The sequence below is a fragment of the Pseudofrancisella aestuarii genome (assembly GCF_003574475.2).
Taxonomy (GTDB): domain Bacteria; phylum Pseudomonadota; class Gammaproteobacteria; order Francisellales; family Francisellaceae; genus Francisella; species Francisella aestuarii.
Genome location: NZ_QLIS02000002.1, coordinates 94158 through 118689, shown reverse-complemented (window position 1 = coordinate 118689; position 24532 = coordinate 94158). Strand labels below are relative to the sequence as shown.

Here is a 24532-nt window from a genome sequence, read left to right as displayed (position 1 = left end):
TTTTGATGTTTATGATTCACACTCATGCAAATCATTCTCAATATTATCACAATTAAATATATCCATGTAAAAGAAATTTATAGAATTTTAATATTATGAGTAATAACTTTCCCAACCATTACAACATATAAAATTAACAATAGAATTATATTTTAAGGTAAATAACAAATTTATTATTAAGCCATGCAGAAAAGCTTTTCTTTATAATATTTTAATTCAGAAATGGACTCCCTAATATCATCTAAAGCTTTATGGGTGTTTTTCTTTACAAAACAATTTTTATTTTTTGACCAATAATCATTAAGAAGTTTTATACTTGTAACATCTAAAACTCGATAATGACAATAATCATCTATTTTTGGCATGTATTTAGATAAAAATCTCCTATCCTGCCAAATAGAATTACCACATAATGGAGAACTCTTATAAGGCACATACTGCTTTATAAAATCAAGGACCTGGTTCTCTGCTGTAGCCTCAGATATTTGACTATTAATTACTCTCTCTGTAAGTCCTGTATCTCCATGAGTTTTAATACACCATTCATTCATGTTTTTAAGAACATCTTCGGACTGATGAATAGCTATCGGCTCCATTTCAGCAACAATTTCAAGATCTTTATCTGTGATAATTACTGCCATCTCTATAATACGACATGAATCCACTTCTAAACCCGTCATTTCTAGGTCAAGCCATACGAGATTATTTTCAGATTGCATTATTTAACTCTAGAAACATAAGTTGCTGTTCTTGTATCAACTTTTATTATCTCACCCGTTTGCACGAATAAAGGAACTCTTACAACCGCTCCTGTAGATAATGTTGCTGGCTTACCACCTGTACCCGCAGTATCGCCTTTCAAACCAGGATCAGTTTCAACTATCTCAAGATTCACAAAGTTTGGTGGAGTAACTGAAATTGGCTGACCATTAAATAAAGTTATCTGATATGTATCTTGATCTTGTAACCATTTCTTAGCATCTCCAAGAGATTCTTCCGAAATAGTATATTGTTCAAAAGTCTCAGGATGCATAAAAACGTAGTTATCCCCATCAAAATAAGAATATGAAGCTTCTAACTCCTCTACATCTGCCGCATCTACTGACTCACCAGATTTAAATGTCTTTTCAACCACTCTACCATTAATCAAGTTCTTTAGCTTAACTCTATTAAAAGCTTGGCCTTTCCCTGGCTTAACAAATTCATTTTCAACGATGGTCATAGGGTTACCATCTATCAATATTTTTAAACCACCCTTAAATTCATTCGTACTATAACTCGCCATATCTAGTCCTATAATATTAAATTTAATAAGTATCCCAACAAGCTGTTGGTGTTTTACGTTGTATTGCCCCATCTACCTCTAAACTAATAGTAGCACACTCTGTATCGCTTTGCTGACTGCCGATAGCTATTGCTGTTAACCTATAATCATAATTCTCTGGAGGATCTGCCTCTAAATTAGGTAGAGAAACTGAAAGAGTGTAAAAATTACCATCTGTTGTAGTTCTATATATTGCTGACAAATCAGAAGAGTACTCATCATTCCTTATAAAAAAATTATCTTCAGCTAAAGAAGCTGCCATTAAGGCAGAGGTAGCATCTCTTCTATTATTATTTTGTACATAATTACTATACAAGGGTACAGCTACCGTTGCTAAAATAGCAACAATCGCTATTACTACCATAAGTTCAACTAAAGAAAATCCTGTATGCTTTTTCATTAAAATCCATAAATTAATAAATTTGGCTCTCACCATTAGGTCTCGTTCTGTATCTTCTATGTTGCCACAGATATTGCTCTGGATATTTTTTTATTGCATCCTCTAGGAACTTGTTAGTCATCTCAGCATCCTTATAATCATCACCAGTAAATTCCAAAGGATCTCCAACAACTATTTTATACCCAGAATACTTGGGTAATCTAACATAGTAAGCTGGCACAACTATCGCACCTGTTTTTTCAGCAAGCCATGGAGTTACTGTTAATGTAGAACAAAGTTTACCGAAAAATGGTGCAAATACAGAATTCTCTACTCCTGAGCTTTCCAATCCAAAATCTTGATCAGGAGCATACCACATAGAAATATGTTTTTTTAAGGTTTTTATTACAGAAATAAAATTCTTACTATCTAAACATTTATATATATATTTCTCTCTGTACTTTTTAATAAGCTCTTCTATAAGCTCATTATCATTTTTTTGATACATCACAGTAAATGGATAATAATTCTGCCCAATATAACGACCTACTACCTCTATACAGTGGAAATGAAATCCAAGAACTATCACTGTTTTATTTGGATCCAAATGAAGCTTTTCAAAAACTTCAAAATTTTCTTTTTCAAAATTTATTTTTTTAAATTTTTTATTTGACATAAACCAAGCCATCATAGCCTCAGCACCTGCTAAAACCATAGACCTATAGCTTTCGTTAGCTAACGTTTCAATTTCTTTTTCTGTTTTATCTGGAAAGGCTATTCTTAGGTTAATTTTTGCTATTAGATTTCTCTTTTTCAAAAAAGGTTTTACAAAAAAGCCTATCACTAAAGTAAAATATATTTGAAATTTATAAGGAAAAATAGAAATAAACCTCATTAAACCAATAACGAACCACGTAGTCCAATATCTAGGAAGTAGATACCTTTTATTCATCGAAATCATTTTTATAAAAAACTTGAAACCTATTTTAACACATATAACTTAATTTTTTCACAAAAAACATAAAAGCTAAATCAAGAGAACCTAATAAATATCTCTAACACCATTAGGTCGTGTCTTATAACGACGATGTTGCCACAAATACTGTTCAGGAAATTTCTTAATAAAACCTTCCAGAATCTCATTCGTTAATCTGGCACCCTCAACCTCATCTTCGGGAAAATTTTCTATAGGATCAGAGATAATAACCTTATAACCTGATAAATCATCATTTCTTATGTAATAAATAGGCACAACCGTCGCTCCTGTCTTCTTAACCAACCAAGGGGTTACTACCAAAGTAGAGCATTCTTTACCAAAAAATGGAACAAAAACAGTATGCTCATTACCAAAATCTTGGTCAGGAGCATACCATAAAGTTATCCTTTTTTTTAAACTCCTTATAATTGGCAACAAACTCTTTCTTTCATAACATTCTGTAATATTTTTTTTTCTAGCAGAAGTAATTACTTCCTCAAGAAGTTCATTTCTATTTTTTTGATAGACTAAAGTAAAAGGTTTATATTGACTACCAACATATCTACCAGCAATCTCTAAAGCATGAAAATGAAACCCTAAAAACAGCAAAGTTTTATTGGGATCGTTATGTATCCTATCAAAAACTTCCTTATTTTCTATCTCAAACTTTATTTTCTTAAATCTCTTTTCTGGCATAAACCAAGCAATCAAACTCTCTACTGCTGCCATATATGCTGAATCAAAAGATTTAGAGGTAAGTTCTTCTAACTCTCTCTCACTTTTCTCGGGAAATGCTATTTTTAAGTTAGTTATTGTTATATCTCTTCGCCTTTTTAAAAAAGGCTTTAAAGCTTTACCTATAACTACAGCTGTTCTCATCTGAAATTTATAAGGTAAACGTGTATATAGCTTTCCAAACCCAATAAGAAGCCAAACCGACCAATACTTTGGCTTTAAATATTTTCCACTCACTTAAAACCTCAAACAATCTAAACTATTTTATTTTTTATGTGTATGTGCAGCTTTATAACTTCTTGTAATAATCCACTGCTGTAAGATACTTATAACATTATTAGTTAACCAATACAATACTAAGCCTGATGGGAATGATGCAAACAAGAAAGTAAATATTATAGGTAAAAACATCATTATCTTTGCTTGCATAGGATCTGCAGGTGCCGGAGATAACTTCTGTTGTACGAACATAGAAAGACCCATAAGTATTGGTAAAACAAAGTACGGATCTTTCATTGATAGATCATGAATCCAAAAAATGAAAGGTGCCTGTCTCAATTGCACTGATTCTAACAACACCCAATATAAAGAAATAAATATAGGAATCTGTATAACCATAGGCAAACACCCACTTAATGGATTTACCTTTTCCTCTTTATACAGTTCCATCATTTTTCTGCCAAGCAGCTGCCTGTCATCTTTATATGTTTCTTGCATTCTTTTAATTCTTGGCTGAAGCATTCTCATCTTAGCCATAGAACGATAACTTTTTGCTGAAAGAGGATAGAAGATAGCCTTAATTAATACTGTTACCAATATAATTGCAAGACCCCAGTTTCCAACCAAAGAATGTATCTCATTCATTACCCAGAAAATAATTTCCGAGAAAAATGAAAGCATTCCATAGTCTAGTGATTTTTCAAGATTTGGTGCCAAACTTTCTAAATTAGTTTTAATAATTGGTCCAGTATAAAATACTGAATTAATATCGACAGAAGTTTGAGGAGCTATATTATTATATGTATACTCACCAGCTTCAAACATATCATCACTGAGCTTCTTATAATAAATAGTCGAATCTGTAGATTGAGGAATCCATGCACTCATAAAATAATGCTGAAGAAAAGCAACCCATCCTTGCCCAACATTATTTACAATGAAAGGTTTAGATTGTTTATTAGTTTTTGCTATATCTTTAAATGATTCTTTCTTAAATTTATCATTTATAGTTGAATAAGCAACTCCTGTAAATGTATAGCTATGGGCATTTAATAAGCTAAAGCTATCACTATCATGATCAAAATCTCTTACCAATGAGTTATCGACTATCACCCCTATAGAATCACTAGACGTATTTGTTATTTTTTGATCAATTTTTATTGCATATTTATTATCATCAAAAGTATATGTTCTAGTAACATCTAAACCATCAACAGATCCTTGAAGAGTAAGTACAACCCCATCTGACTGTTTTTTAATACCTTTATTTTCAAATGTTATCGAAACAGGTTTCTTATTAAGAACAATTGAGCTTTTTGCTATATATTGCGAACCAGCCCTATCTGTAAGCAAACTCATAGGACTTTTATCTTCAAGACTAACATCATAATCTTTTAAAGAAGCAGAAATAATAGCACCATTTAATAAACTAACTTGCAGATCCTTAAAGACTTTAGTATTAATAGTCACCACACCAGCTTTAGTGTAGTTAGAAATAACATCACTGTCTTTAGAGCCAGGATTGGTTACTGCAGTAGCAACATCATTCTTTTGAGATGTAGATGTTTCATAATGACTATTTTCTTGTTGAGAAGTATTTTTCTGAGCATCATCATTTGATGGAAAAGTTTGCTCCCACCTACCTACAAGAGATATAAACATTATCCCTATAGCAATTAAAAATAAAATTCTTATATGATTAGGTTTCATCTATTTCTGACCTTTTTGATTTTTAGGAACTGGAACAGGATCATAATAATCTCTCTTACACAAAGGATGGCATTTAGCTAATCTAACAGCAGAAAGCCAACCTCCTCTAACAACCCCGTGAGTTTTAAAAGCTTCCAGCGCATATTCTGAACAAGTTGGATAATATCTACATCTTGCAGGAAGTACTGGACTTATAATATATTGGTAAAATTTGATTAAAAACACAAAAGGAATCAGCTTAACTTTTCTAAAGTTTGATAAAATTTTTCTATAGATGCCCACAAGCTTTCCTTAGTAGCATTAGCAGCTGATCTTTTTGCAATTACCAGCAAACTTTTTTGGCTAAAACCACCCTTATTCAATCTAAAAGATTCTTTTATTAATCTTCTACATAAATTTCGTTTAAATGCTTTTTTTACGTTTTTTTTAGCTATTATTACACAGACACCAGCTGTTTCTTCTTGTCTTAATGCTATTAAAAAAGTAAAGTGCTCCGTACTTATTTTATCCTGCACATTAGCAAAAGCTTCTTTTACCTCATCAGAACCAAGTATATTATTTTTTTGCAAGCAACAATTATGCTGCAAGCTTATGTCTACCTTTTGCTCTTCTATTTCTAATTACTTTTCTACCACTTAAAGTTTTCATGCGAGCGCGAAAACCATGAGTTCTTTTTCTTTTTAAGTTCGTAGGTTGAAATGTTCTTTTCATTTTCTTTTCCTCTTTAAATTATAAATTATTCTTTTTTTAAATAAATACATAGAAACAATCTCGGACATTTTATAGAAAAAGGTATATTTAGTCAATTACAAAAAACTAAGGTTTAAGTATTGGCAAAAGATCTATAGAAACTAATATTTGCAATACAATAATAAAAATGGCGATAAAAACTACCATTACTGTCATTAGGCTCATGACAAAGCCAATAGCTTCTTGCCTATACTTTAGAACCCAAAACATAATAACTGGTAGCGCAACCTGGAGAATAGCTACAAATATACTTGCATAGCCTAAAGCTGCTATAAATCCATCAGGGTACAAAACAGCATATATATATGCTGGTAAAAATGTTATAAATATTGCTATTAATTTATGCTTATGCTGTTTACTCTCTAAACCATAGGTGTTTCTATTAAAATCAAATAAGCCCAATGCTACCCCAAGGAAAGATGTTGCTAAGGCAAAAAAGCCAAATGCAAAAGATAATATTGAGATTAATCCAGAACCTCCACCATAATGATTAATTATCACAGATGTTATTTCTCCAGATTTTCTACCCAAGATACCTGTTGGCGTCTCTACTGGCAATGATCCTAAAGTAACAAAAATCCAAAGTAAATATACAATTAATGGAATAGTACTTCCTAAAATTATTGCTTGCCTAAGTGCTTTTTTATCAGAATTCACATAAGTTCTTAAAGTTGGAACTATATGATGAAAACCAAAAGAAGTTAGCAAAACAGGGAATGTCGCCCAAATATAATTACCATTTTTAATAGTATATTTAAGGTAATCCAGTTTTATATGGGAAGCCAAGACTAAAACCAACAGAAAAAATGCTGTCAACTTAAGAAACAGCATCAATTTATTCATATGATCTACAGCTCTAGTACTTATGTAGACGAATGCTCCAAAAACAAATACAAAGATTATACCCGTTAAGTTTGATGAAAGATTAATACCTACCTGAGCCAAAATAGTTGAGATTAAAGATCCTCCACCCACAGTATATGCAGCTACTAAAGAGTAAAGCAGGAGAACATAAGTTATCCAAACAACCACAACTCCAGTAGAACCAAGAGTATCCCTAGTCATTTCAACAAAATTTGACCCATCTTTCATTTTTAAATTAACTTCTGCCAAAACTAAAGCTGTAAAAGTCATTAACAGCCAAATACTAATTATTAAAATAGAACCTATAAAAAAACCACAACTTGCAACTGTCGCTGGGATAGCAAGCATTCCAGCACCAATACAAGTACCAGAAATAATCATAGCCGCACCAAACTTTCTAGATAAAATCATCAAAAACTTAATTATCTTCAACTATGCTTTATAAAAAGCTAAAACATTGTTAAAAAATTTGTAATATATTCATTATATAATATATAAAAAAGCTATTTCCATAAATAATGAACCATCTTCAAAAAATAGATAAGGCTTTAGAGGAATTAAATATACAAGCCACTCAAATACAGATTAATCAGTGGATTGAATACCTGAAGCTACTAGAGAAATGGAACAAAGTCTATAATATGACTGCTATAAAAGATTTTGATGATATGCTTGAGAAGCATCTTTTCGATAGCTTATCCATCGCAAAATATATAAAGGGTAATTCAACAGTTGATGTTGGAACTGGTGGCGGTCTCCCAGGTATACCACTAGCAATACTATACCCTCAACATAAGTTTACTCTAGTTGATAGCATTGGAAAAAAAATTATGTTTCTTAAAAATGTAAAGAAATCCTTAAACTTAGAAAATGTAATCCCTTTAAACTGTAGGGTTGAATCACTAGAAAACCAGAGTTTTGATAATATTATTTCGAGAGCCTTTAGCTCCATAGATACTTTTTATGATCTCTGCAAAAATCTAATAACTGATTCAAATCAAATGCTAGCAATGAAAGGTCCCGATATAGAAGAGCAAAGCCTACCCAATATCCCATTGGAAATCCAGATCCATAAAATAAAAGTACCTTTTCTAAAAGCTACAAGAAACTTAGTTATATTAACAAAATAGGTGAAAAATGTTTGATAGCGAATTTATCAAAAATGCTTATACAGAGATAAAAAACAACATTCCTAAAGGAGTTTCTTTACTTGCAGTTAGCAAATATCAAACTTTAGAAAAAATAGAATACCTACATACACTAGGACAAAAAGATTTTGGTGAAAATTATTTACAGGAACTAGAACAAAAAGCTACTGCATTGCCAAATCTAAACTGGCACTTTATTGGCTCAATACAGTCAAGAAAGATAAAGAACATCGTTAAATACGCAAACACAATTCAAAGCATAGAAAAACTTGAGCAACTTATAAAAATAAATTCTCAAGCAAGCAAGTTAAATAAGATTATTGAAGTATTTCTACAAATAAATATTGATAATGATCCTAATAAGTCTGGATTTAAGCCAAGCGATATTAATGAAATAATAGATTGCATAGAAAGAAGTAATAATATGAAAAATTTGAACTTAACAGGTCTAATGTGCTTGCCTGCAAAAGTGGACAACAGTGGACAAAGCTTTCATAGAATGAAAGATCTTTTCGATACAATAAACAATAGACTAAATATAAAATTAACAAAACTCTCTATGGGAATGAGTGGAGATTATAAAGAAGCTATAAAAAATGGCTCAACCATGGTTAGAATAGGCTCTTCACTATTTGGAGAAAGATCTAAATAATTTATATCTGAACCCTCTCTAAAATAATTTTGACTAATTCTTTAATCTTTGGTTGCACAAACCTATTCTTTTGGTAATAGATAAACAAAGATTCTTTTTCATTAAAAACTGCTGGAAGAACTTCTATTAGATCTCCTCTTTTAATCTCCTCTATAGCCGCATATTCATGAAATTGGGCAATCCCCAAACCATCAAGAACACACTTCTTTATGAAAGAAACATTATTAGATGATATATCTGATGAAATATTAATATATGAATTAGCGTCTTTTAAACCAACTAAGGATGTGTGTCTAGAAATATGAGGAATAAAATTATGCTTTTTTAAATCTTCTAGATTTTTTGGAACTCCATATTTTTTTAAATAACGTGGGCTAGCACATAGTACATACCTTGTTTCTCCAATTTTCCTGGCAATTAAATCGTCAGGAGCTTTCCAATTAACACCAAAAGCAATATCTGTTTGCTCTTTGTCAAAATCAGGGATTCTCTCCTCAACAACAATTATTAGCTCAACATCCGGAAACTGCTCTTTATATTGCATCAAAATTGGCAACAAAACCTTTTCTGCCAAAAATGGATTACAACTAATTTTCAATTTTCCTTTAGGCTTTTTATGAAATGATTTTATTAGTGCTCTAGCATTATCCAACTCATATCTAAGCCTAGAACATTGCTCAAAAAGAGATTCTCCTTCACTAGTAAGAGAAATAGATCTCGTTGTTCTCAAAAATAAAGGAACCTCCAACTCTTTCTCCAAAGCTTTAATCGACTGACTAATAGAAGCTCTAGAAACTCCCAAAATATTTGCAGCTAAAGTGAAACTCAAACTATTGGCAACAACCAGAAATACTTCAAACTGAGATAGACTTATCTTTTTATTTTTCAACATTGTAAAAATTTACTTAACAATTGTTAATCACTTTAAACATTGTATATATAAGATAATTTATTTAATATACAAAAAATATTTAATATATTTACTAAAAATGAAAACCTGGAAAATAGTAATACTGCTTAGCTATATAAGTATTGCGAGTGCTTCAACTGTTATCATCAACCCTGCTTTACCATATATAGCTAAAGAATTTGCCTTGTCTGATGGTAATGTTGAATGGCTGATTAGTATATTTTTGATAGGCTATGTTATTGGTCAAATCATTTATGGGCCGATAGCAAACAAATATGGAGAGGTAAAGGCATTAAGAGCTGGATTAATAATAAATCTATTAGGAATATTAATATGCCTAATTGGAGGTTATAGTTCATCAATAATCATACTATTAATTGGAAGACTAATAACATCTTTAGGAGCTGCTGCTGGACTTGTCTGTACATTCATTATATTAAATAATTCAGTATCTAAAGAAAAAACTAAAATAGCCTTGTCATACGCTTCGATATCATTTGCATTATCTGTTGGAGTTGCAATACTTATAGGCGGTTTAATAACATATTACTCTAGTTGGATTAACTGCTTTTATGTCTTACTAATTCATGGGTTAATAATGCTTGGGTTAAGCTTTTTATTTAAAGAAGAGAAAATTCTACAGATAGAAATTAATGTTCTAAATATTCTTAATAGCTACAGAAATGCTTTTAAATCAAAACAACTAATAATATTTTCTTTAACGCTAGGCATGGTTTCTGCTTTTAGCTATTGCTATACAGCATCTGGGCCATTCATCACTAAAGATATACTTGGCTTTACAAGTGCAGAATACGGATATTGGAATTTTATAACTATTACAGGAATAATTGCAGGCTCATTCTTAGCAACAAAAATAATCAATAAATATAGTCACATCCATATCATTGTTAGTTCTATAACTCTTATACTAATAGTTTTCCTACTTCTTAGTTTATTAACAATTAATAAAGCATTCACATCTTCAATTTTCTTCTTCTTAATGACATGTTGTTATTTTATTAATAGCTTCATCTATCCAACAGCTGCTTACATAGCTTCTAACTCATTAGAAGATAAAGCTAATGCGTCTGGGACAATGAATTTTATAAATATGGCAACAGCAGTAGTATGTGTAACAATAATGGGTTACATACCATTTGCTTATATTTGGAAGTTCACAATAGTATGTGTGACCCTATCAATAATCTGCTTAATATTAATATTTTGGAATAAGATAAATAATAGAAAATAAAGAAAGAAGTTATTTAAGTTTAACTACTAAAACATCTGAATCAGCACCATGAAGAATACCATTCGCTGTAGACCCAAGGAAGAATCTACCAATAGCTCCTCTTCTATGGCTTCCCACAACAATTAGATCCGCTTTATTTTCTTTAGCTTGCTCTAGAACACCGTTAGCGACTCCACCTATTAATACAGCTTTTTTACCACCAAGCTTATTATTAGAAACGAAATTTTCTAATGCCTTCTCAACTTTCTCCATTTCATAACTCATTAGAGAAACTGTATCATTTGGAATAACGAAAACTGTATCCACAGAAGCTCCATATAACTTAGCTATATCATTTGCTTTTTTAGCTACTATACATGAATCATTCTCAAGATCTGTTGGAATAAGAATATTCTTATAATCAGTCGCCGCTCTATCTTCTTCTTGGACTCTAACAGTTAAAACGTCGCATTTTGCCTTATGTAATACAGCATTTGCTACCGAACCTAAGATTAAGTTAAATCCATGCTTTGCATGAGAACCAATAACTATTAGGTCACAAGCAGACTCTTCAGCATATGTAACTATCTCAACTGATGGATTACCAACTAAAACATCTGCTTTAACTTCAAAACCCACCAATCTATCTTTAATATGAGAAAGAGCTTTTTTAGCTTCTTTTTCAAGAGTATATTGAAAATCGACAACTGATGGGGCAAATGGCGCTACACAATCAACAACTGTAACTACTGAAATTTTCTTAACACCATTTTTTTTAGCAAATGCTATAGCAGAATTAATAACAACATCCGCCTTTTCATACACATCGACAGCTAATAAAATCTTGTTATATGACATAAAACCTCCTCAGGACAAGTCCTAACAATTTAACACTAATTTTCACTTTTATTATACTACAGCACAGCGGTAAAAAACACTTTGCTCAAATGAATATTCTTAAAGGCTCGATTTTTCAATCTAGATATGTTTACAAATCAACATTAAGAAAGCGTGATACTAAATTAGATTAATCTTTTTTCTTATCCTGTATTGATTCAAAGTATTGCCAAATCACCTGAGGAATATCTCTCTCAAGCTGGAAAGCATACTCTATCATCATTGAATTATCTTTTGTAACGTTTTTAGCTTCTAAGCATTTCTCCACAATACCAACAAAATAGTATTCATCAGTTTTATTTACTCTCACAAAAACATAGCTTACGAACTTATTTTGAGCCAAACCAGTTTCATTATTATTTAACGAATCGTCTATTTTCTTATTTAACTTTGAATAAAATATAAAAGTATTTTTTGATAAAAATTTATTATCATATCTGCTAAATTTCTTATTTTCATCAAAAGTCATAAACAATAAAGCTTTATCGTCAAAAAACCTATAACCTGCGAGATTAACTCCACCATTTGTATAATCTTGATTTAATAAGAACGCTATATCTTTTTTAGAATATTTTGAATACAAAGCTAGTCCATGAGACTTATCATGTCGATATTTTTTAGAATAAAAAATATCATTATATTCTAGTAAGTCTTTTATTTGTTTTTTAAGGAAAGAGTTATTTTTAATCAAAACAAAAGGAAGCAGCCTAATCTTATTATTCTTAATAGTTATTAATGGACCATAGCTTTCTCTACCTGCATTTATAGTAAATATCTCCAATGATAAATGCTTTATAGAATTCTCAAAACTCTCCTCATTAAAATCTATAATTTGGCCTCTTAAAAAATCTTTTATCTCATTAATAAGAATCTCTTTTTCTATCAGTAACTTTTTAAGAATTAATGTCTCGTATAATCTTTTAGCTGGCGAAAACTCTTTAGATATAAACCTCAAAATATTATATTCTTCAGAGCTTAGCTTAGGAATTTCATTTTCTTTAAGAGAAACTAATAAGTCATAATAAGTATCTTTATAAGATAAAAGAATTTCTGGAGAGATAAAGTTATATTTTTCAAAGTCTAATAAACTAGGATTTCTACCTAGCTCTTTTTTAAGTTGGTTATAATCTCTCTTAATATTTTTTAATTGCGTAAAATTAGCTTGCTGGATATTTTTATAAATAATTTCTTTGGCTAATTCAGTAAAAGTAATAGTGCTCTCACCAGGAATAAGCTCAGTTGCTGAAATCAAAAACTGCTTTAATTGATCTTTGTCATAACTATTATTTTGACTAAGTGCTACTGGAATTAAAAAATTATTCTCATAATTAGCTATAAAATCCAAGACAACAACAAATTCTTTACTCTCAAACTTCCTTAAACCTCTACCCAATTGTTGAATATAAACTATAGAGCTCTGAGTTGGCCTTAGTAATATAACTTGATTAACACAAGGGATATCAATACCCTCATTAAAGATATCAACCGTAACAATAATCTCTAAATCACCATTTTCTAGCTCTTCTATAGCTCGAAATCTCTCTTTCTCTGAGCTCTTGCTTGTAAGCGCTATTGATTTGACACCCTTATCCGTTAACTTATTCGCTAGTTTAAAAGCCTCCTCCATATTACTAACAAACATTAGTGCTGATCTTTTATTACCACTATAACCATAAAAATTAATTTTATTAACAATATGATCGACTCTTTCATCACTTACTAATTTATTAAAATTTTGTAAAAGATTCTTTTCTGAATCCACATAAAGATCCTCTATCGCAAAATAATGAAATGGGCAAAGAAATTTTTGTTCTAACGCTTGTTGTAATCGAATTTCATAAGCAATATTGTGATCAAAAAGTTTAAAAATATCAGCATTATCTGTTCTTTCTGGAGTTGCTGTCATTCCTAACAAGAACTGGGGACTAAAGTAATCTAAGATCTTTTTGTAACTCTTTGCTTCTGCATGATGAACTTCATCAATAATAATATAATCAAATTCTGTTTGCTTAAAATTAGACAAAATATTTGGATTTTTAAGTGTTTGCACAGTTGCAAATAAGTAATCTGCTTCTTGGTCATGCTTTCCACCAGACAGTAAACCCATTCTTTCGTTTTTTATAATGGATTCAAAAGTTTCTTTTGCTTTGATAGCTATATTGGTTCTATGAACCACAAACAAGCATCTCTTTGGTTTCACTCTTTGAACATCAAAAGCACTTAAAAATGTCTTACCAGTACCCGTCGCACTTATTATTAGCGCCTTACTTTCTCCCTCTTTTCTTAAATTCTCGAGACTTATTAGAGCTTCTTTTTGAACCTGATTAGGAGATATATTCACACTAGAAAGTTTAAAGCTTTGCATTTGGTGTTTTGCTAATTCATATAAAGGTTCATACTTTTCTAAAATTTCTTCTAATGGGGCTGCTTTATCAAAAATATCTTCAAATTCTAGGAACAACTTATTTTTAAAATCATCCTCTCGCTCTATAGGTAGAAAAATATTCCATTCCGTATTAACAGTAAGTGCTGATTGTGTGAGATTTGTACTGCCAACAATAACGTTCCATATATTATCTTTTCTAAAAAAGAAGCCTTTAGCATGGAAGTTTTGTTCTGTAATTATTTTTAGCTCTATATTTTTAAATTGGCTTAGCTTTTTCAAAGCTTGTGGCTCTGTGAAATTAAGATAACATCCAGTTAGGATCTTACCTTTAACTCCCTTTTTCTCAAGCTTTCTTAAAGACTCTAAAATACATGCAACCCCAGATAGTGTTATAAAAGCTACACTTATAACAAATTCATCACAGTCTTCTAAATGTTTAATAATATTTGTAAGAATTTTATTCTTATAATTAGATAAAAATGTTTTTTCAAATTTTTGAGACATTTAAAACTTAGATTTTAACTGGCACTGATGAATCAAGACCTTTACTATTTCCGCCTCTCATTCCTTGACCCCAACAATAAACATCTTGCTTATCATATGAGATACCACAAACGAATGTTGTACTCATTGTTAACCTGGAAAACTTAATATCTGTTTTAACTTTTTGAGGCGCATCAAAATAACCTTTTTCGCCATTTCCAACCTCTCCTGATGAACCATCCCCCCAACAATATGCATAATTATTTTCATCTAAAGCACAAGCATAATGCGCCTCTGTATAAACCTGCCTAAATTTAACACTTGCATCGAGTTTAACAGGAGTGCTAGAACTTTTTTGTTTAGTCCCTGCCCCAAGCTGTCCCCTTTCATTACTACCCCAGCAATAGACATCATCTCCATCATCAAGAGCACAATTAAAATCATCTCCAGAATGAAGCTGTTTAAATCTAACATCTGCTTTAACATATTTTGGCTGAAGTGAGCTATCATTCGTCCCATCACCAAGAGCTCCTTGGTTATTATAGCCCCAACATCTAACTTTTCCATCTGTTAAAAGTTGACAGCTATAGTCAGCACCAGAAGTTACTTTCGCACCTCTAATACTAACATCATTAAAGTTGTCATCTCTATTGTCATTTCTATAATCATCATTTTTATTCGAAAACTTACCTTCCGTTGAATAGTTATACTCATCAAAAAATTCTTGAGCAGAAGTATAATTTGCATAAATTTCATAACCGACAAGCACTAAAAAAAAAGTTAAAAGTATTCTTTTCATTTTCTATCTTATTTATTTAATTGCTAAACATCTTATTTAATATAAAGGAAAAAAGCCAGCTTTGGATTAAAAAAATATTCTCTGCTCCCAATACCTTAGGAAATTAAAAAATCTTTCTTTTCTATCATAACTTTCTCGGTCTACATATGGCTTAATAATAAGTATTGGTTGAGATCCGGCCAATATACAAGCAAGACACCCTGTTAAAAGCCTATCATCAACTAAAGCTAATTCTTGAGAACCACAATTAACTAAACTTTGGATTTTTAGCATCCCATCTGGATATGGTTTTTTAGCAACGTTATCTATAAACCTTATTTTAGGATATTTTTCTTTAAAGTAATCTAATCTTTTTTTTTCAGGTTTATTTGAAAGAATAAAGATATTTTCCTCACCAAAATTTTTAGAAAAATTATCAAGCCATTCAACCACTTCCGGATATAGTTCATTTTTCCCATGAGAGGTTAGAACCCCATCAAAATCTAAGGCTAAATATTTTACTCCCCTAGACTCTAAATAATCTTGATTAAGATTGATTACACAATCTAAACAACTATTCTCTTTTACTGCAGATATTTGTTTTTTATGCTTAAACATTTTTCCTAAAGTATACAAAGACCTTTTAAACATTAACATTCTCCACTTTTTAATTCCAAAGCCTTTTGATATATTTCATTTTTTTTATGCCCAGTTAAATCAACAGCTAAAGCAACAGCCTTCTTTAAAGGAAGCTCTTTTAAAAGCTTCACTAATAATTTATCTAATGACAAATCTATTTGTGAAGAATCTTCCACATCTGCTTCATTACAATCTATAAGGACAACAAACTCTCCACGAACAATATCTTTATTTTCTAAAAAATATTCTCTTACCTCTTTAGAAGTTCCAGATACAAATCTTTCAAACTGCTTGGTTATTTCCTTTGCAACAACAACATTATTATTGGGAACAATGGCTGCTAAGTCTTCTAATAAATACTCTATCCTATGTACCGATTCATAGATAATAATAGTCGTATTTAATTTTTGAAATTCTTGAATCTGTTGCTGTCTTTTCATTTTCTTTGCAGACAAAAATCCTTTAAAAAGAAAACTATCTGAAGGTAATCCCGCAACTGAAAGAGCAGAAACTACAGCGCTCACCCCAGGTATTGGAACAATTTCGAAACCACTTTTTCTTAATTCATTTACTATTTTATAACCAGGATCTGAGATTAATGGAGTTCCCGCATCACTAACCAGAGCAACAATTTGCTGTTCATCTAGGAACTTCTTAACACTCTCTATTCGACTTTCTTCATTAAAATCATGACAGGATATTATTTTTTGAGAATCTTTAATACCTAACTGATCAAGTAATTTAGAAGTTACTCTAGTATCCTCCGCAAATATGATCTGAGCATTTTTTAACACATCTAATGCTCTTAAAGTAATATCTTGCAAATTACCAATAGGCGTTGCTACAACGTATAAAACACCGGTTTTTATATTATTTTTCATTGGATAATAAATCTATTAAATTCGTCACATCTCCAGCACCTTGAATCAAGATAACTGAATTTTTATCAACTACATTCTTTAACTCTTCTTTTACATGTTCAAAATCATTAACTAATAAACAATTTGATAGCCCTACAGCCAAATCTTTACTAGTCGCTCCTAAAATTTCTTCTTCTCCAGCCGCGTAAGTTGGTAATAAAAAAAGCTTATCAGCTGTAGACAAAACAGCCTTCCAAGAGTCAAACAGATCTTTATTTCTTGAGTATCTATGTGGTTGAAAAATATGGATTATTTTTTTATTTGGATATTTATCTTTAACTGCTTGTAAACAGCTTGATACCTCTACAGGATGATGTCCATAGTCATCTATCGCATCTATATTTATTTCATTAATATTTATTTTATAAATATCAAATCTTCTGCCAACTCCTTGAACTTCAGGCAGAAGCGTTTGTAAACTCTTTAAGTCAAAACCTTGTTCTTTACAACAGGCTATTGCTACTGAACAATTCAAAGCATTATATTTTCCTGGCAAGATTGTCTTAAAATCAAGCTCTTCCCCACTAGGAAACTTAACCTTAAAGCAGTTAAAATCATCTTTTATTTCATAAGATAATATATTTATATCAGCTTTCTTAGAAAACCCATAAGTTATAACTTTTTTAGAATATAGCTGACTATATTTTGAAAGTAAATCTTGACACCCTTTATCATCTATACATAAAAATATCGTCTCTATACTACTCTTATTTAAAAACTCATAGAAATTTTCTAAAAGATTATCGTAAGAATTATTATAAGTTGCCATATGGTCTAAATCTATATTTGTAACTATAGCTGCCTGAGGCTTGAGATGTAAAAAAGAGGCATCACTTTCATCTGCTTCTAGAACTAAAAATCCTGAGCCATTTATCTCTATATTTGAACCTGTTGCTTTTACTATACCACCAACCACAAAGCTACTTTTACTATCAAGATGATGCAGTAATGTTGCTAACACGCTTGAAACTGTTGTTTTACCATGTGTTCCAGTCACTGCAATGCTCTGCTTAAAGTCTTTCATCAGAACTGCTAAAAACATAGCTCTTTGTAAAGTTGGGATATTTAACTCTTTTGCTTTTAATATAAGGGGGGTTTTCTGTGAAACAGCTGAAGAAAAGACGAGCATGTCATAGTTTTCAACTGCAACTTCATCAAGACTTAAATATAAGTTAATACCTTTCTGTACAAGTTTTGCAGTTATTTTTGATGGCTTAGTGTCATAACCGCTTACTTCTGCACCAAGTTTTTTTGCAGCAATAGCTAAGGCCGAAACACCTATACCACCAACACCTAAAAATAAGATTCGCTTTTTCAAACAAGACCTTCTAACTATGCAGAAATATTATATATCTTTGAGTTAGTGTAGCACTTTTATATATTTTTATAAATTAAGCTATAAATAATTAAATAGATATTGTTTCACCTATTTTTAATATTAAAGCATTATCCTCACCATAGTTTTGAGCTATTGCTGCTTTTTTAAATCGTACTGGAGGTTCAAAAGGAGGCTCTGTAGTCAACATGATAGATCCCCAATGCATACCAACTGCTTTTTTTGCATTAATTGCTTTAACTATTTCTATAGCATCTTCCGGTGAAGCATGTACTGATTGCATAAAACTTCGTGGTTCATATGCTCCTATGCCTACTAAGGCTAAGTCAAAAGGCCCCTCACTACTTCCAATTTCATTAAAAATATCTCCTTTTGCAGTATCTCCAGAAAACCATACCTTTTTATTACCATCAAAAAAAGAAAAACTCGCCCATAAAGTTTTATTTCTATCAAATAATCCTCGGCCCGAAAAATGTACCGCAGGTAAGGCTTTAATAGAAATATTTTTTATCTTAAATTGCTGCCACCAACTTAATTCAACAATATTTAAAAATCCTTTTTTAATAAAGAATGGTTTAAGTCCTAAAGGTACAACCACTTGCGTATATGCTTTATATGGATATTCATCTAATACCTTAGAATCTAAATGATCATAATGATTATGACTAACTACCATAATATCAATTTTAGGTAGTTGTGATAAATCCAAAGCTGGCCTAACAAATCTTTTAGGTCCAAGAAACCAAGGACCAGCATTTTTGCTTAGAAAAGGATCAGTCAGTATAATTTTATCTGCCATACGAATTAGAAATGCTGCATGACCAAGCCACATCACCGATGGTGTTGAAAATTCTCTTAATTGATCTAAAATTTCTTGCGTAGGTAATATATGATTTTCTGGTATCGATGGTTTACGATTTAATAAAAATAATGAAATTAGAAACTTTATAAAACCCAACCCTCCCATTGTTCGTTTAGGGCCTCTTGGTGGATTGGAAAATCTACCTCGAGATAAATAATAAGGTAATTTATTATTCATCTTATGTTAACTCCTCTCCATCTTGAGAAAACTGCTTTGCTTAGCTCTAAAAGCATTCCTTTACCATCTGCAGATTTTATTTTTTCTTTTAAACACCAATTAGTGAAAACAGTACCTCCTTCTGCATACATAAGATCATATGCAAAAGCATTATCTGAAAAGTTTTTACTAGATATCGGCAACATCTCTCCATTAATACTCGCAGAAGTCGAATTTATAACAATATCATAACATCCATGAATATTATCAAAATCCTCTACTGATATATCAAACTTATATGAAAATAGTTTTTTAATCTCTTCTGCTTTAGATTTTGTCCTATTACTAATTGCAATACTTTTAGGTTTCTCATTAATAATTGCCGCAATCACTGCCTTTGCTGCACCTCCAGCACCGATTATTAAAATTTTTTTATTTGTGAAAGCTACTTTATGATTGTTCTTTATGTCATTAACAATTCCCAATCCATCATAGTTTAAAGCAATCATTTTTCTATCATCAGTAAAAATCACATTACTTGCAGCTTGAACATCTTTAGCTAAACCATCAGCATCATCACATATTGCAAATACTTTTTCTTTATGTGGAACAGTAACGCTTAAACCTTTTATGTTAGGATTATTTTTAAACTCTTCAATTTTTTGCTCTAAATCTTCAGGTGTGACTTCAACCGCAGTAAAAAGTATATCCTGATTATATTCTCTAGCTAATTGCATTTGAATTTTTGGAGAAAGACTATGCTTAACTGGATAGCCTATTACATGATATAAATCTGTTGATCTAGTATTCATTTAATGAAAAAAGATTATTTTTTATGAATAAATTGTATATTAAGCAGGAGCATTTGAAAATTTCTTCTCGCTTGTTTTCTTTATATTATAAGTTTGGTCACCACTATATTTTTGTCCATTTACTTCAAAATCAAGATGGACATTAGCCACATAGTCACCATCTGGAGCATTGCCACACAATATGATTAAAAAATCTTGATCATATTTATCATAAATATATGTAACACCTTCAGGCTCAGCTTTTAAATAGTTTTGGTTTTTAACACTTATTTTTTCCATCTCGCACTTGCCAACAACACTACCAGTAACTTTATAATTAACTGGTGTTGGTCGTTTTTGATCAGCAAACCTTAATCCCTCCGGCAACTCCTCTAAAGAGGCGCCTATAATATACTCTCTAATTGCAATGTCACCCATTTTTAAATGATCTGGATCAGGGCCCATAACCCCTTTACATCCACTCAGCATGCTAGAAACTATAAAAGCTGTAAAAAGAATATAGATAGTTTTCTTCATAAAATCTAAAATAGAAGTTTTTATAATTTAAAATTATCATACAATTATTATATTTTTAAAAAGTTTTTAGTAATTTTGGGAAAATAATTTTATTTAATATTGATTTTTTAATAGCTAAAATCTGAGACTAAAATAATTATATAATGTTATAATTAGCCGTTAAAAAATAAATTTAGGATTACTAAATGTCTGAAAAATATATTTATTCCATGCATAGGGTTGGAAAGGTTGTTCCTCCTAACAAATATATACTAAAAGATATTTCTTTATCTTTCTTTGATGGTGCAAAAATTGGTGTTCTTGGTCTTAACGGTTCTGGTAAATCAACTCTTCTTAGAATCATGGCTGGTATAGATACTGAGATTATTGGTGAGGCTGCTCCCCGTAAAGGTGTAAAAATTGGATATCTCCCTCAAGAGCCTAAGCTAGATCCAAGCAAAGACGTTAGAGGGAATGTTGAAGAAGCTCTTTCTCATTTAAAAGATATGATCACAAGATTTGATGAAATAAGTATGAAATTTTGCGAACCAATGTCTGATGATGAAATGAATAAACTTTTAGAAGAGCAAGGTGAACTACAAAATGCGATAGATACAGCTGGCGCTTGGGAAATTGACCGAAAACTAGAAGTAGCCGCTGAAGCATTAAGACTTCCGCCTTGGGACGCTGATGTTACTAAAATTTCTGGAGGTGAAGCTAGACGTGTAGCATTATGTAAGCTTTTGCTATCTGCGCCAGATATATTACTTCTTGATGAACCTACAAACCATCTTGATGCTGAATCAGTTGCTTGGTTAGAAAAGTTTCTATCTGAATATAAAGGTACTGTAGTAGCTATTACACATGATAGATACTTCCTTGACAATGTAGCTGAATGGATCCTAGAGCTTGATAGAGGTGAAGGAATTCCATTTAAAGGAAACTATACTGACTGGCTAATCCAAAAAGAAAAACGTTTAGAGATAGAAGAGAAACGTGAAACTGCTCATCGCAAGGCTATGAAAGAAGAATTAGAATGGGTTAGACAAAATGCTAAAGGCCGTCAGGCTAAGTCAAAAGCAAGACTTTCTAAATTTGATGAATTAAGCTCACAAGAATTCCAAAAAAGAAATGAAACACAGGAGTTATATATTCCACCAGGGGAAAGACTTGGAAATAATGTTATCAAAGTAAAAGATATTGTTAAATCTTTTGATGATAAACTTCTTATTGACCAATTAAATATGGATGTACCTCCAGGCTCTATTGTTGGAATAATAGGTGCAAACGGTGCTGGTAAATCAACTTTCTTCAAAATGATAACAGGTGTGGAAACTCCAGATAATGGTAATATCGAAATCGGAGAAACTGTAGACCTTGCTTATGTTGATCAATCTCGCGACACTCTTGATGACAATAAAACCATTTGGGAAGAAATCTCTGATGGCTTAGATGTTATCACAGTTGGCAAATTCACTATTCCATCACGCCAGTATGTTGGTAGATTTAATTTCAAAGGAGCTGATCAACAGAAATATATATCTCAACTATCTGGTGGTGAAAGAAATAGAGTTCATTTAGCAAAGCTTCTTAGAAGTGGTGGAAATGTTATCCTTCTTGATGAACCTACTAACGACTTAGATGTTGAAACTCTAAGAGCCTTAGAGGAAGCCATATTAGCATTTCCTGGATGTATCATGGTCATCTCACATGATAGATGGTTCCTAAATCGTGTAGCTACTCATATATTAGCGTTTGAAGGTAATAGTGAGGTGGTTTGGTTTGAAGGGAACTATGATGCATACATCGAAGATAAAAAACGCCGTCTTGGAGATAACTACGACCAAATTACAAAAATAAAATATAAAAGAATATCAGTTAATTAACTATTTTCATTATAAATCTCCTTTCTGCTGTAACTTAATTTTCATATAAATTAATTTAATATAAAATGTCTCAACTAAAAATCTAAAAACCTGTTTTCCTCAGTGCTTAAAGGTCAAAAAGGCTTCTCTTTAATAGAGACTATGATAATAATAGGTATTTTGGCTATCGTTGCTGCGATAGCTATTCCTCTTTATATCTCATATATGAATAGAGCAAAAGCAACTGAGGTTCATGAAGCTTTAAGAGTATGTAATAACCATGTGTCTGAGTATTATTCCTTACATGGCAAACTACCTAATAGCAATGATGATATTGGCGTAACAGAACCTTTCACTAGTAGTTATATAGACTCAGTGAATATATTAGAAAACGGTTTTATAAAAATTCACACCACTATTAATGGTGGAGAGACTTTAATTTTCGCACCAGCTAGTTAAATATGGAGAAAAAAATATGAAAAAAACTATATTAACTTTTATTATATTAACAATCTTAAGTAATTCTTCCTTTGCATTACAAAGCTGTGTAACCGATAGGCAAGATAGTGTTATACCTGGCTGTCAATATATAGGGGATTTCTCAGATGACACTGCTGTAAATACTTTAACTGAGGCAAATAATACTTCTTCTAATGTAGAAACTTCTGAACCTGATAACACTTCAGTAAATAGCAGTCCAACTCCAACTCCTCAAAAACAATGTCAATGGTGGCAATTATTCTGTCATCTAGGCTGGTGGTAGAGTTATTTATCAAATTAGTTCATAATAACTTTCAAAAGAAATTTTTATATATCAAATGAGTAATTCAAATAGTACTAAGCAAGAAATTTTAGGTGGCTTATTACTTTTTGTAGCCGCTATCTCAGCAATTATTATTAACAATAGTAGTTTCTCAAGTTACTATAGTATTCTTGAATCAATGCATGCATCTATTGGCATAGGCGACTTTAGAATCAATAAAAACTTACTCCACTGGATAAATGATGGTCTAATGGCTATTTACTTCTTATATATTGGCTTAGAAATTAAAAGAGAGATTAGTAGTGGCATATTATCTAAACCTTCAAACCTAATAAATCCTGCTATTGTAGCAATGATTGGATTGGCTATACCTTCATTGACTTATTTTTTAATAAACATAAACCACACAAATTTATTATCTGGATGGGCTATACCCTCTGCTACAGACATAGCCTTTTCTTTAGGAATTCTTGCATTATTAGGATCAAAGATATCTCCTAAGCTTAAACTTTTAGTAGTCACGATAGCAATCTTTGATGATATTGCAGCAATTATTATTATTGCTGTTTTCTATACAGCTGATTTATCTATCTTATCCTTATCTTTAAGCTTGTTTTTTATCTTACTAATGATTATTTGTAATATCTTTTTTAATGTTAAAAGAACATCTATTTATTTGGTTTTAGGATTTTTTGCCTGGGCATGTACTATAAAATCTGGAGTCCATGGAACTCTAGCAGGTGTAGCAACAGCATTATGTATCCCTTTTCACAGCAATACAGAAGAAAAATCTCCTGTAAAGCTCCTCGAAGATGCTTTAACTCCTTGGATCATATATTTTATACTACCTCTTTTTGCTTTTGCTAATGCTGGAATTAACTTCTCAAGTTTTCATATATCAATGCTATTAGAGCCAGTTACTATTGGAATAATTCTTGGATTATTTATTGGAAAACAAATAGGTATTTTCTTTTCTCTTCTTATATTAAGAAAAATTTCTATTTTTGATATGGCAAAAGAACTTTCTCTCTTACAACTATATGGTATAGGTCTTATTTGTGGAGTTGGATTCACTATGAGCCTATTTATAGGAACCTTAGCATTCGATGATAACTATACTTTAAATCTAGTTAAATTAGGGGTTTTAGTAGGTTCTATCTTATCTGGAACTATTGGATACATCATCCTTAGAATAGCTTCTAACAAATCTAACTAAATTATTTATATTTTTTTAAGTATAAT

General features: G+C 31.1%; 27 protein-coding genes and 1 pseudogene. 7 read left to right on the top strand and 21 right to left on the bottom strand.

The window, feature by feature from the left end; all coding sequences use genetic code 11:
* Positions 1–176 precede the first annotated feature (176 nt).
* From orn to DNK87_RS04540, 11 genes and pseudogenes are all read right to left on the bottom strand, one after another.
* A complete protein-coding gene (gene orn, locus DNK87_RS04585) occupies positions 177–719 on the bottom strand; it encodes an oligoribonuclease (protein WP_119329731.1) in 543 nt (180 codons plus the stop codon).
* A complete protein-coding gene (efp, locus tag DNK87_RS04580; protein ID WP_119329730.1) occupies positions 719–1285 on the bottom strand; it encodes an elongation factor P in 567 nt (188 codons plus the stop codon). The genes orn and efp overlap by 1 nt, the downstream gene beginning before the upstream one ends.
* Positions 1286–1307: 22 nt before the next feature.
* Positions 1308–1640 carry a type IV pilin protein gene (locus DNK87_RS04575; protein ID WP_417714981.1) on the bottom strand — a complete coding sequence of 111 codons (333 nt, stop codon included), beginning with the start codon at positions 1638–1640 and terminating at the stop codon, positions 1308–1310.
* Positions 1619–1724, bottom strand: a pseudogene (locus DNK87_RS09070) (type IV pilin protein); the annotation flags it as partial. The gene DNK87_RS04575 and the pseudogene DNK87_RS09070, both read right to left, overlap by 22 nt.
* Positions 1725–1737: 13 nt before the next feature.
* Positions 1738–2655, bottom strand: a complete 918-nt coding sequence (locus DNK87_RS04570; protein ID WP_119329729.1) for a lysophospholipid acyltransferase family protein — start codon at positions 2653–2655, stop codon at positions 1738–1740.
* Between the two features lie 90 nt (positions 2656–2745).
* On the bottom strand, positions 2746–3651 hold the full coding sequence (locus DNK87_RS04565) for a lysophospholipid acyltransferase family protein (protein WP_119329728.1): 906 nt from the start codon (positions 3649–3651) through the stop codon (positions 2746–2748).
* Between the two features lie 27 nt (positions 3652–3678).
* The gene (yidC, locus tag DNK87_RS04560) at positions 3679–5343 is read right to left on the bottom strand and encodes a membrane protein insertase YidC (RefSeq protein ID WP_119329727.1); all 1665 of its coding nucleotides are present in this window, start codon (positions 5341–5343) and stop codon (positions 3679–3681) included.
* A complete protein-coding gene (gene yidD, locus DNK87_RS04555) occupies positions 5344–5625 on the bottom strand; it encodes a membrane protein insertion efficiency factor YidD (protein WP_119329726.1) in 282 nt (93 codons plus the stop codon). It lies immediately after the preceding gene.
* Complete coding sequence (gene rnpA / locus DNK87_RS04550) at positions 5577–5930, bottom strand: ribonuclease P protein component (protein ID WP_119329725.1); 354 nt, start codon at positions 5928–5930, stop codon at positions 5577–5579. The genes yidD and rnpA overlap by 49 nt, the downstream gene beginning before the upstream one ends.
* Positions 5920–6054 carry a 50S ribosomal protein L34 gene (gene rpmH, locus DNK87_RS04545; RefSeq protein ID WP_119329724.1) on the bottom strand — a complete coding sequence of 45 codons (135 nt, stop codon included), beginning with the start codon at positions 6052–6054 and terminating at the stop codon, positions 5920–5922. Before rpmH ends, rnpA begins: the two co-directional genes overlap by 11 nt.
* Positions 6055–6159: 105 nt before the next feature.
* Entirely contained in the window at positions 6160–7368 is a 1209-nt protein-coding gene (locus DNK87_RS04540; RefSeq protein ID WP_119329723.1) for an amino acid permease, read from the bottom strand.
* 107 nt (positions 7369–7475) lie between these two features.
* On the opposite strand from DNK87_RS04540, the gene rsmG reads away from it, so the two are divergent.
* Positions 7476–8087, top strand: a complete 612-nt coding sequence (gene rsmG, locus DNK87_RS04535; protein ID WP_119329722.1) for a 16S rRNA (guanine(527)-N(7))-methyltransferase RsmG — start codon at positions 7476–7478, stop codon at positions 8085–8087.
* A gap of 7 nt (positions 8088–8094) precedes the next feature.
* Positions 8095–8757 carry a YggS family pyridoxal phosphate-dependent enzyme gene (locus DNK87_RS04530; protein ID WP_119329721.1) on the top strand — a complete coding sequence of 221 codons (663 nt, stop codon included), beginning with the start codon at positions 8095–8097 and terminating at the stop codon, positions 8755–8757.
* Between the two features lies 1 nt (position 8758).
* On the opposite strand, the gene DNK87_RS04525 is transcribed toward DNK87_RS04530, so the two are convergent.
* Entirely contained in the window at positions 8759–9649 is an 891-nt protein-coding gene (locus DNK87_RS04525; RefSeq protein WP_119329720.1) for a LysR family transcriptional regulator, read from the bottom strand.
* Positions 9650–9746: 97 nt separating this feature from the next.
* Between DNK87_RS04525 and DNK87_RS04520 the strand changes: the two genes are divergently transcribed.
* Positions 9747–10919: an MFS transporter gene (locus tag DNK87_RS04520; RefSeq protein ID WP_119329719.1), complete on the top strand. Its 1173-nt coding sequence runs from the start codon at positions 9747–9749 to the stop codon at positions 10917–10919.
* A 9-nt stretch (positions 10920–10928) separates the two neighbouring features.
* Here the strand turns inward: DNK87_RS04520 and DNK87_RS04515 are convergent, their stop codons facing one another.
* The 9 genes from DNK87_RS04515 to DNK87_RS04475 form a co-directional block, all read right to left on the bottom strand.
* The gene (locus tag DNK87_RS04515; RefSeq protein WP_119329718.1) at positions 10929–11756 is read right to left on the bottom strand and encodes a universal stress protein; all 828 of its coding nucleotides are present in this window, start codon (positions 11754–11756) and stop codon (positions 10929–10931) included.
* Positions 11757–11925: 169 nt separating this feature from the next.
* The gene (locus tag DNK87_RS04510; RefSeq protein ID WP_119329717.1) at positions 11926–14685 is read right to left on the bottom strand and encodes a DEAD/DEAH box helicase; all 2760 of its coding nucleotides are present in this window, start codon (positions 14683–14685) and stop codon (positions 11926–11928) included.
* Positions 14686–14692: 7 nt separating this feature from the next.
* Positions 14693–15463 (bottom strand): RCC1 domain-containing protein, encoded by a 771-nt coding sequence (locus DNK87_RS04505; protein ID WP_119329716.1) that lies wholly within the window; start codon positions 15461–15463, stop codon positions 14693–14695.
* Positions 15464–15529: 66 nt separating this feature from the next.
* Positions 15530–16093, bottom strand: a complete 564-nt coding sequence (locus DNK87_RS04500; RefSeq protein ID WP_119330132.1) for an HAD family hydrolase — start codon at positions 16091–16093, stop codon at positions 15530–15532.
* Positions 16093–16962, bottom strand: coding sequence for a 16S rRNA (cytidine(1402)-2'-O)-methyltransferase (gene rsmI / locus DNK87_RS04495; RefSeq protein WP_119329715.1), 870 nt, complete (start codon positions 16960–16962; stop codon positions 16093–16095). The genes DNK87_RS04500 and rsmI overlap by 1 nt, the downstream gene beginning before the upstream one ends.
* Positions 16952–18319 carry a UDP-N-acetylmuramate--L-alanine ligase gene (gene murC / locus DNK87_RS04490; RefSeq protein ID WP_119329714.1) on the bottom strand — a complete coding sequence of 456 codons (1368 nt, stop codon included), beginning with the start codon at positions 18317–18319 and terminating at the stop codon, positions 16952–16954. Before murC ends, rsmI begins: the two co-directional genes overlap by 11 nt.
* An 88-nt stretch (positions 18320–18407) precedes the next feature.
* Positions 18408–19376, bottom strand: coding sequence for an MBL fold metallo-hydrolase (locus DNK87_RS04485; RefSeq protein WP_211360948.1), 969 nt, complete (start codon positions 19374–19376; stop codon positions 18408–18410).
* Positions 19373–20167 carry a shikimate dehydrogenase gene (gene aroE / locus DNK87_RS04480; protein WP_119329713.1) on the bottom strand — a complete coding sequence of 265 codons (795 nt, stop codon included), beginning with the start codon at positions 20165–20167 and terminating at the stop codon, positions 19373–19375. The genes DNK87_RS04485 and aroE overlap by 4 nt, the downstream gene beginning before the upstream one ends.
* 39 nt (positions 20168–20206) lie before the next feature.
* Positions 20207–20683 carry a hypothetical protein gene (locus tag DNK87_RS04475; RefSeq protein ID WP_119329712.1) on the bottom strand — a complete coding sequence of 159 codons (477 nt, stop codon included), beginning with the start codon at positions 20681–20683 and terminating at the stop codon, positions 20207–20209.
* Between the two features lie 185 nt (positions 20684–20868).
* On the opposite strand from DNK87_RS04475, the gene ettA reads away from it, so the two are divergent.
* The 4 genes from ettA (at position 20869) to nhaA (ending at position 24506) form a co-directional block, all read left to right on the top strand.
* Positions 20869–22548, top strand: coding sequence for an energy-dependent translational throttle protein EttA (gene ettA, locus DNK87_RS04470; RefSeq protein ID WP_119329711.1), 1680 nt, complete (start codon positions 20869–20871; stop codon positions 22546–22548).
* A gap of 102 nt (positions 22549–22650) precedes the next feature.
* On the top strand, positions 22651–22986 hold the full coding sequence (locus DNK87_RS04465) for a pilin (protein WP_159240216.1): 336 nt from the start codon (positions 22651–22653) through the stop codon (positions 22984–22986).
* A 16-nt stretch (positions 22987–23002) separates the two neighbouring features.
* Complete coding sequence (locus tag DNK87_RS04460) at positions 23003–23290, top strand: hypothetical protein (RefSeq protein ID WP_119329709.1); 288 nt, start codon at positions 23003–23005, stop codon at positions 23288–23290.
* Positions 23291–23345: 55 nt separating this feature from the next.
* Complete coding sequence (nhaA, locus tag DNK87_RS04455; protein ID WP_119329708.1) at positions 23346–24506, top strand: Na+/H+ antiporter NhaA; 1161 nt, start codon at positions 23346–23348, stop codon at positions 24504–24506.
* Positions 24507–24532: the final 26 nt, after the last annotated feature.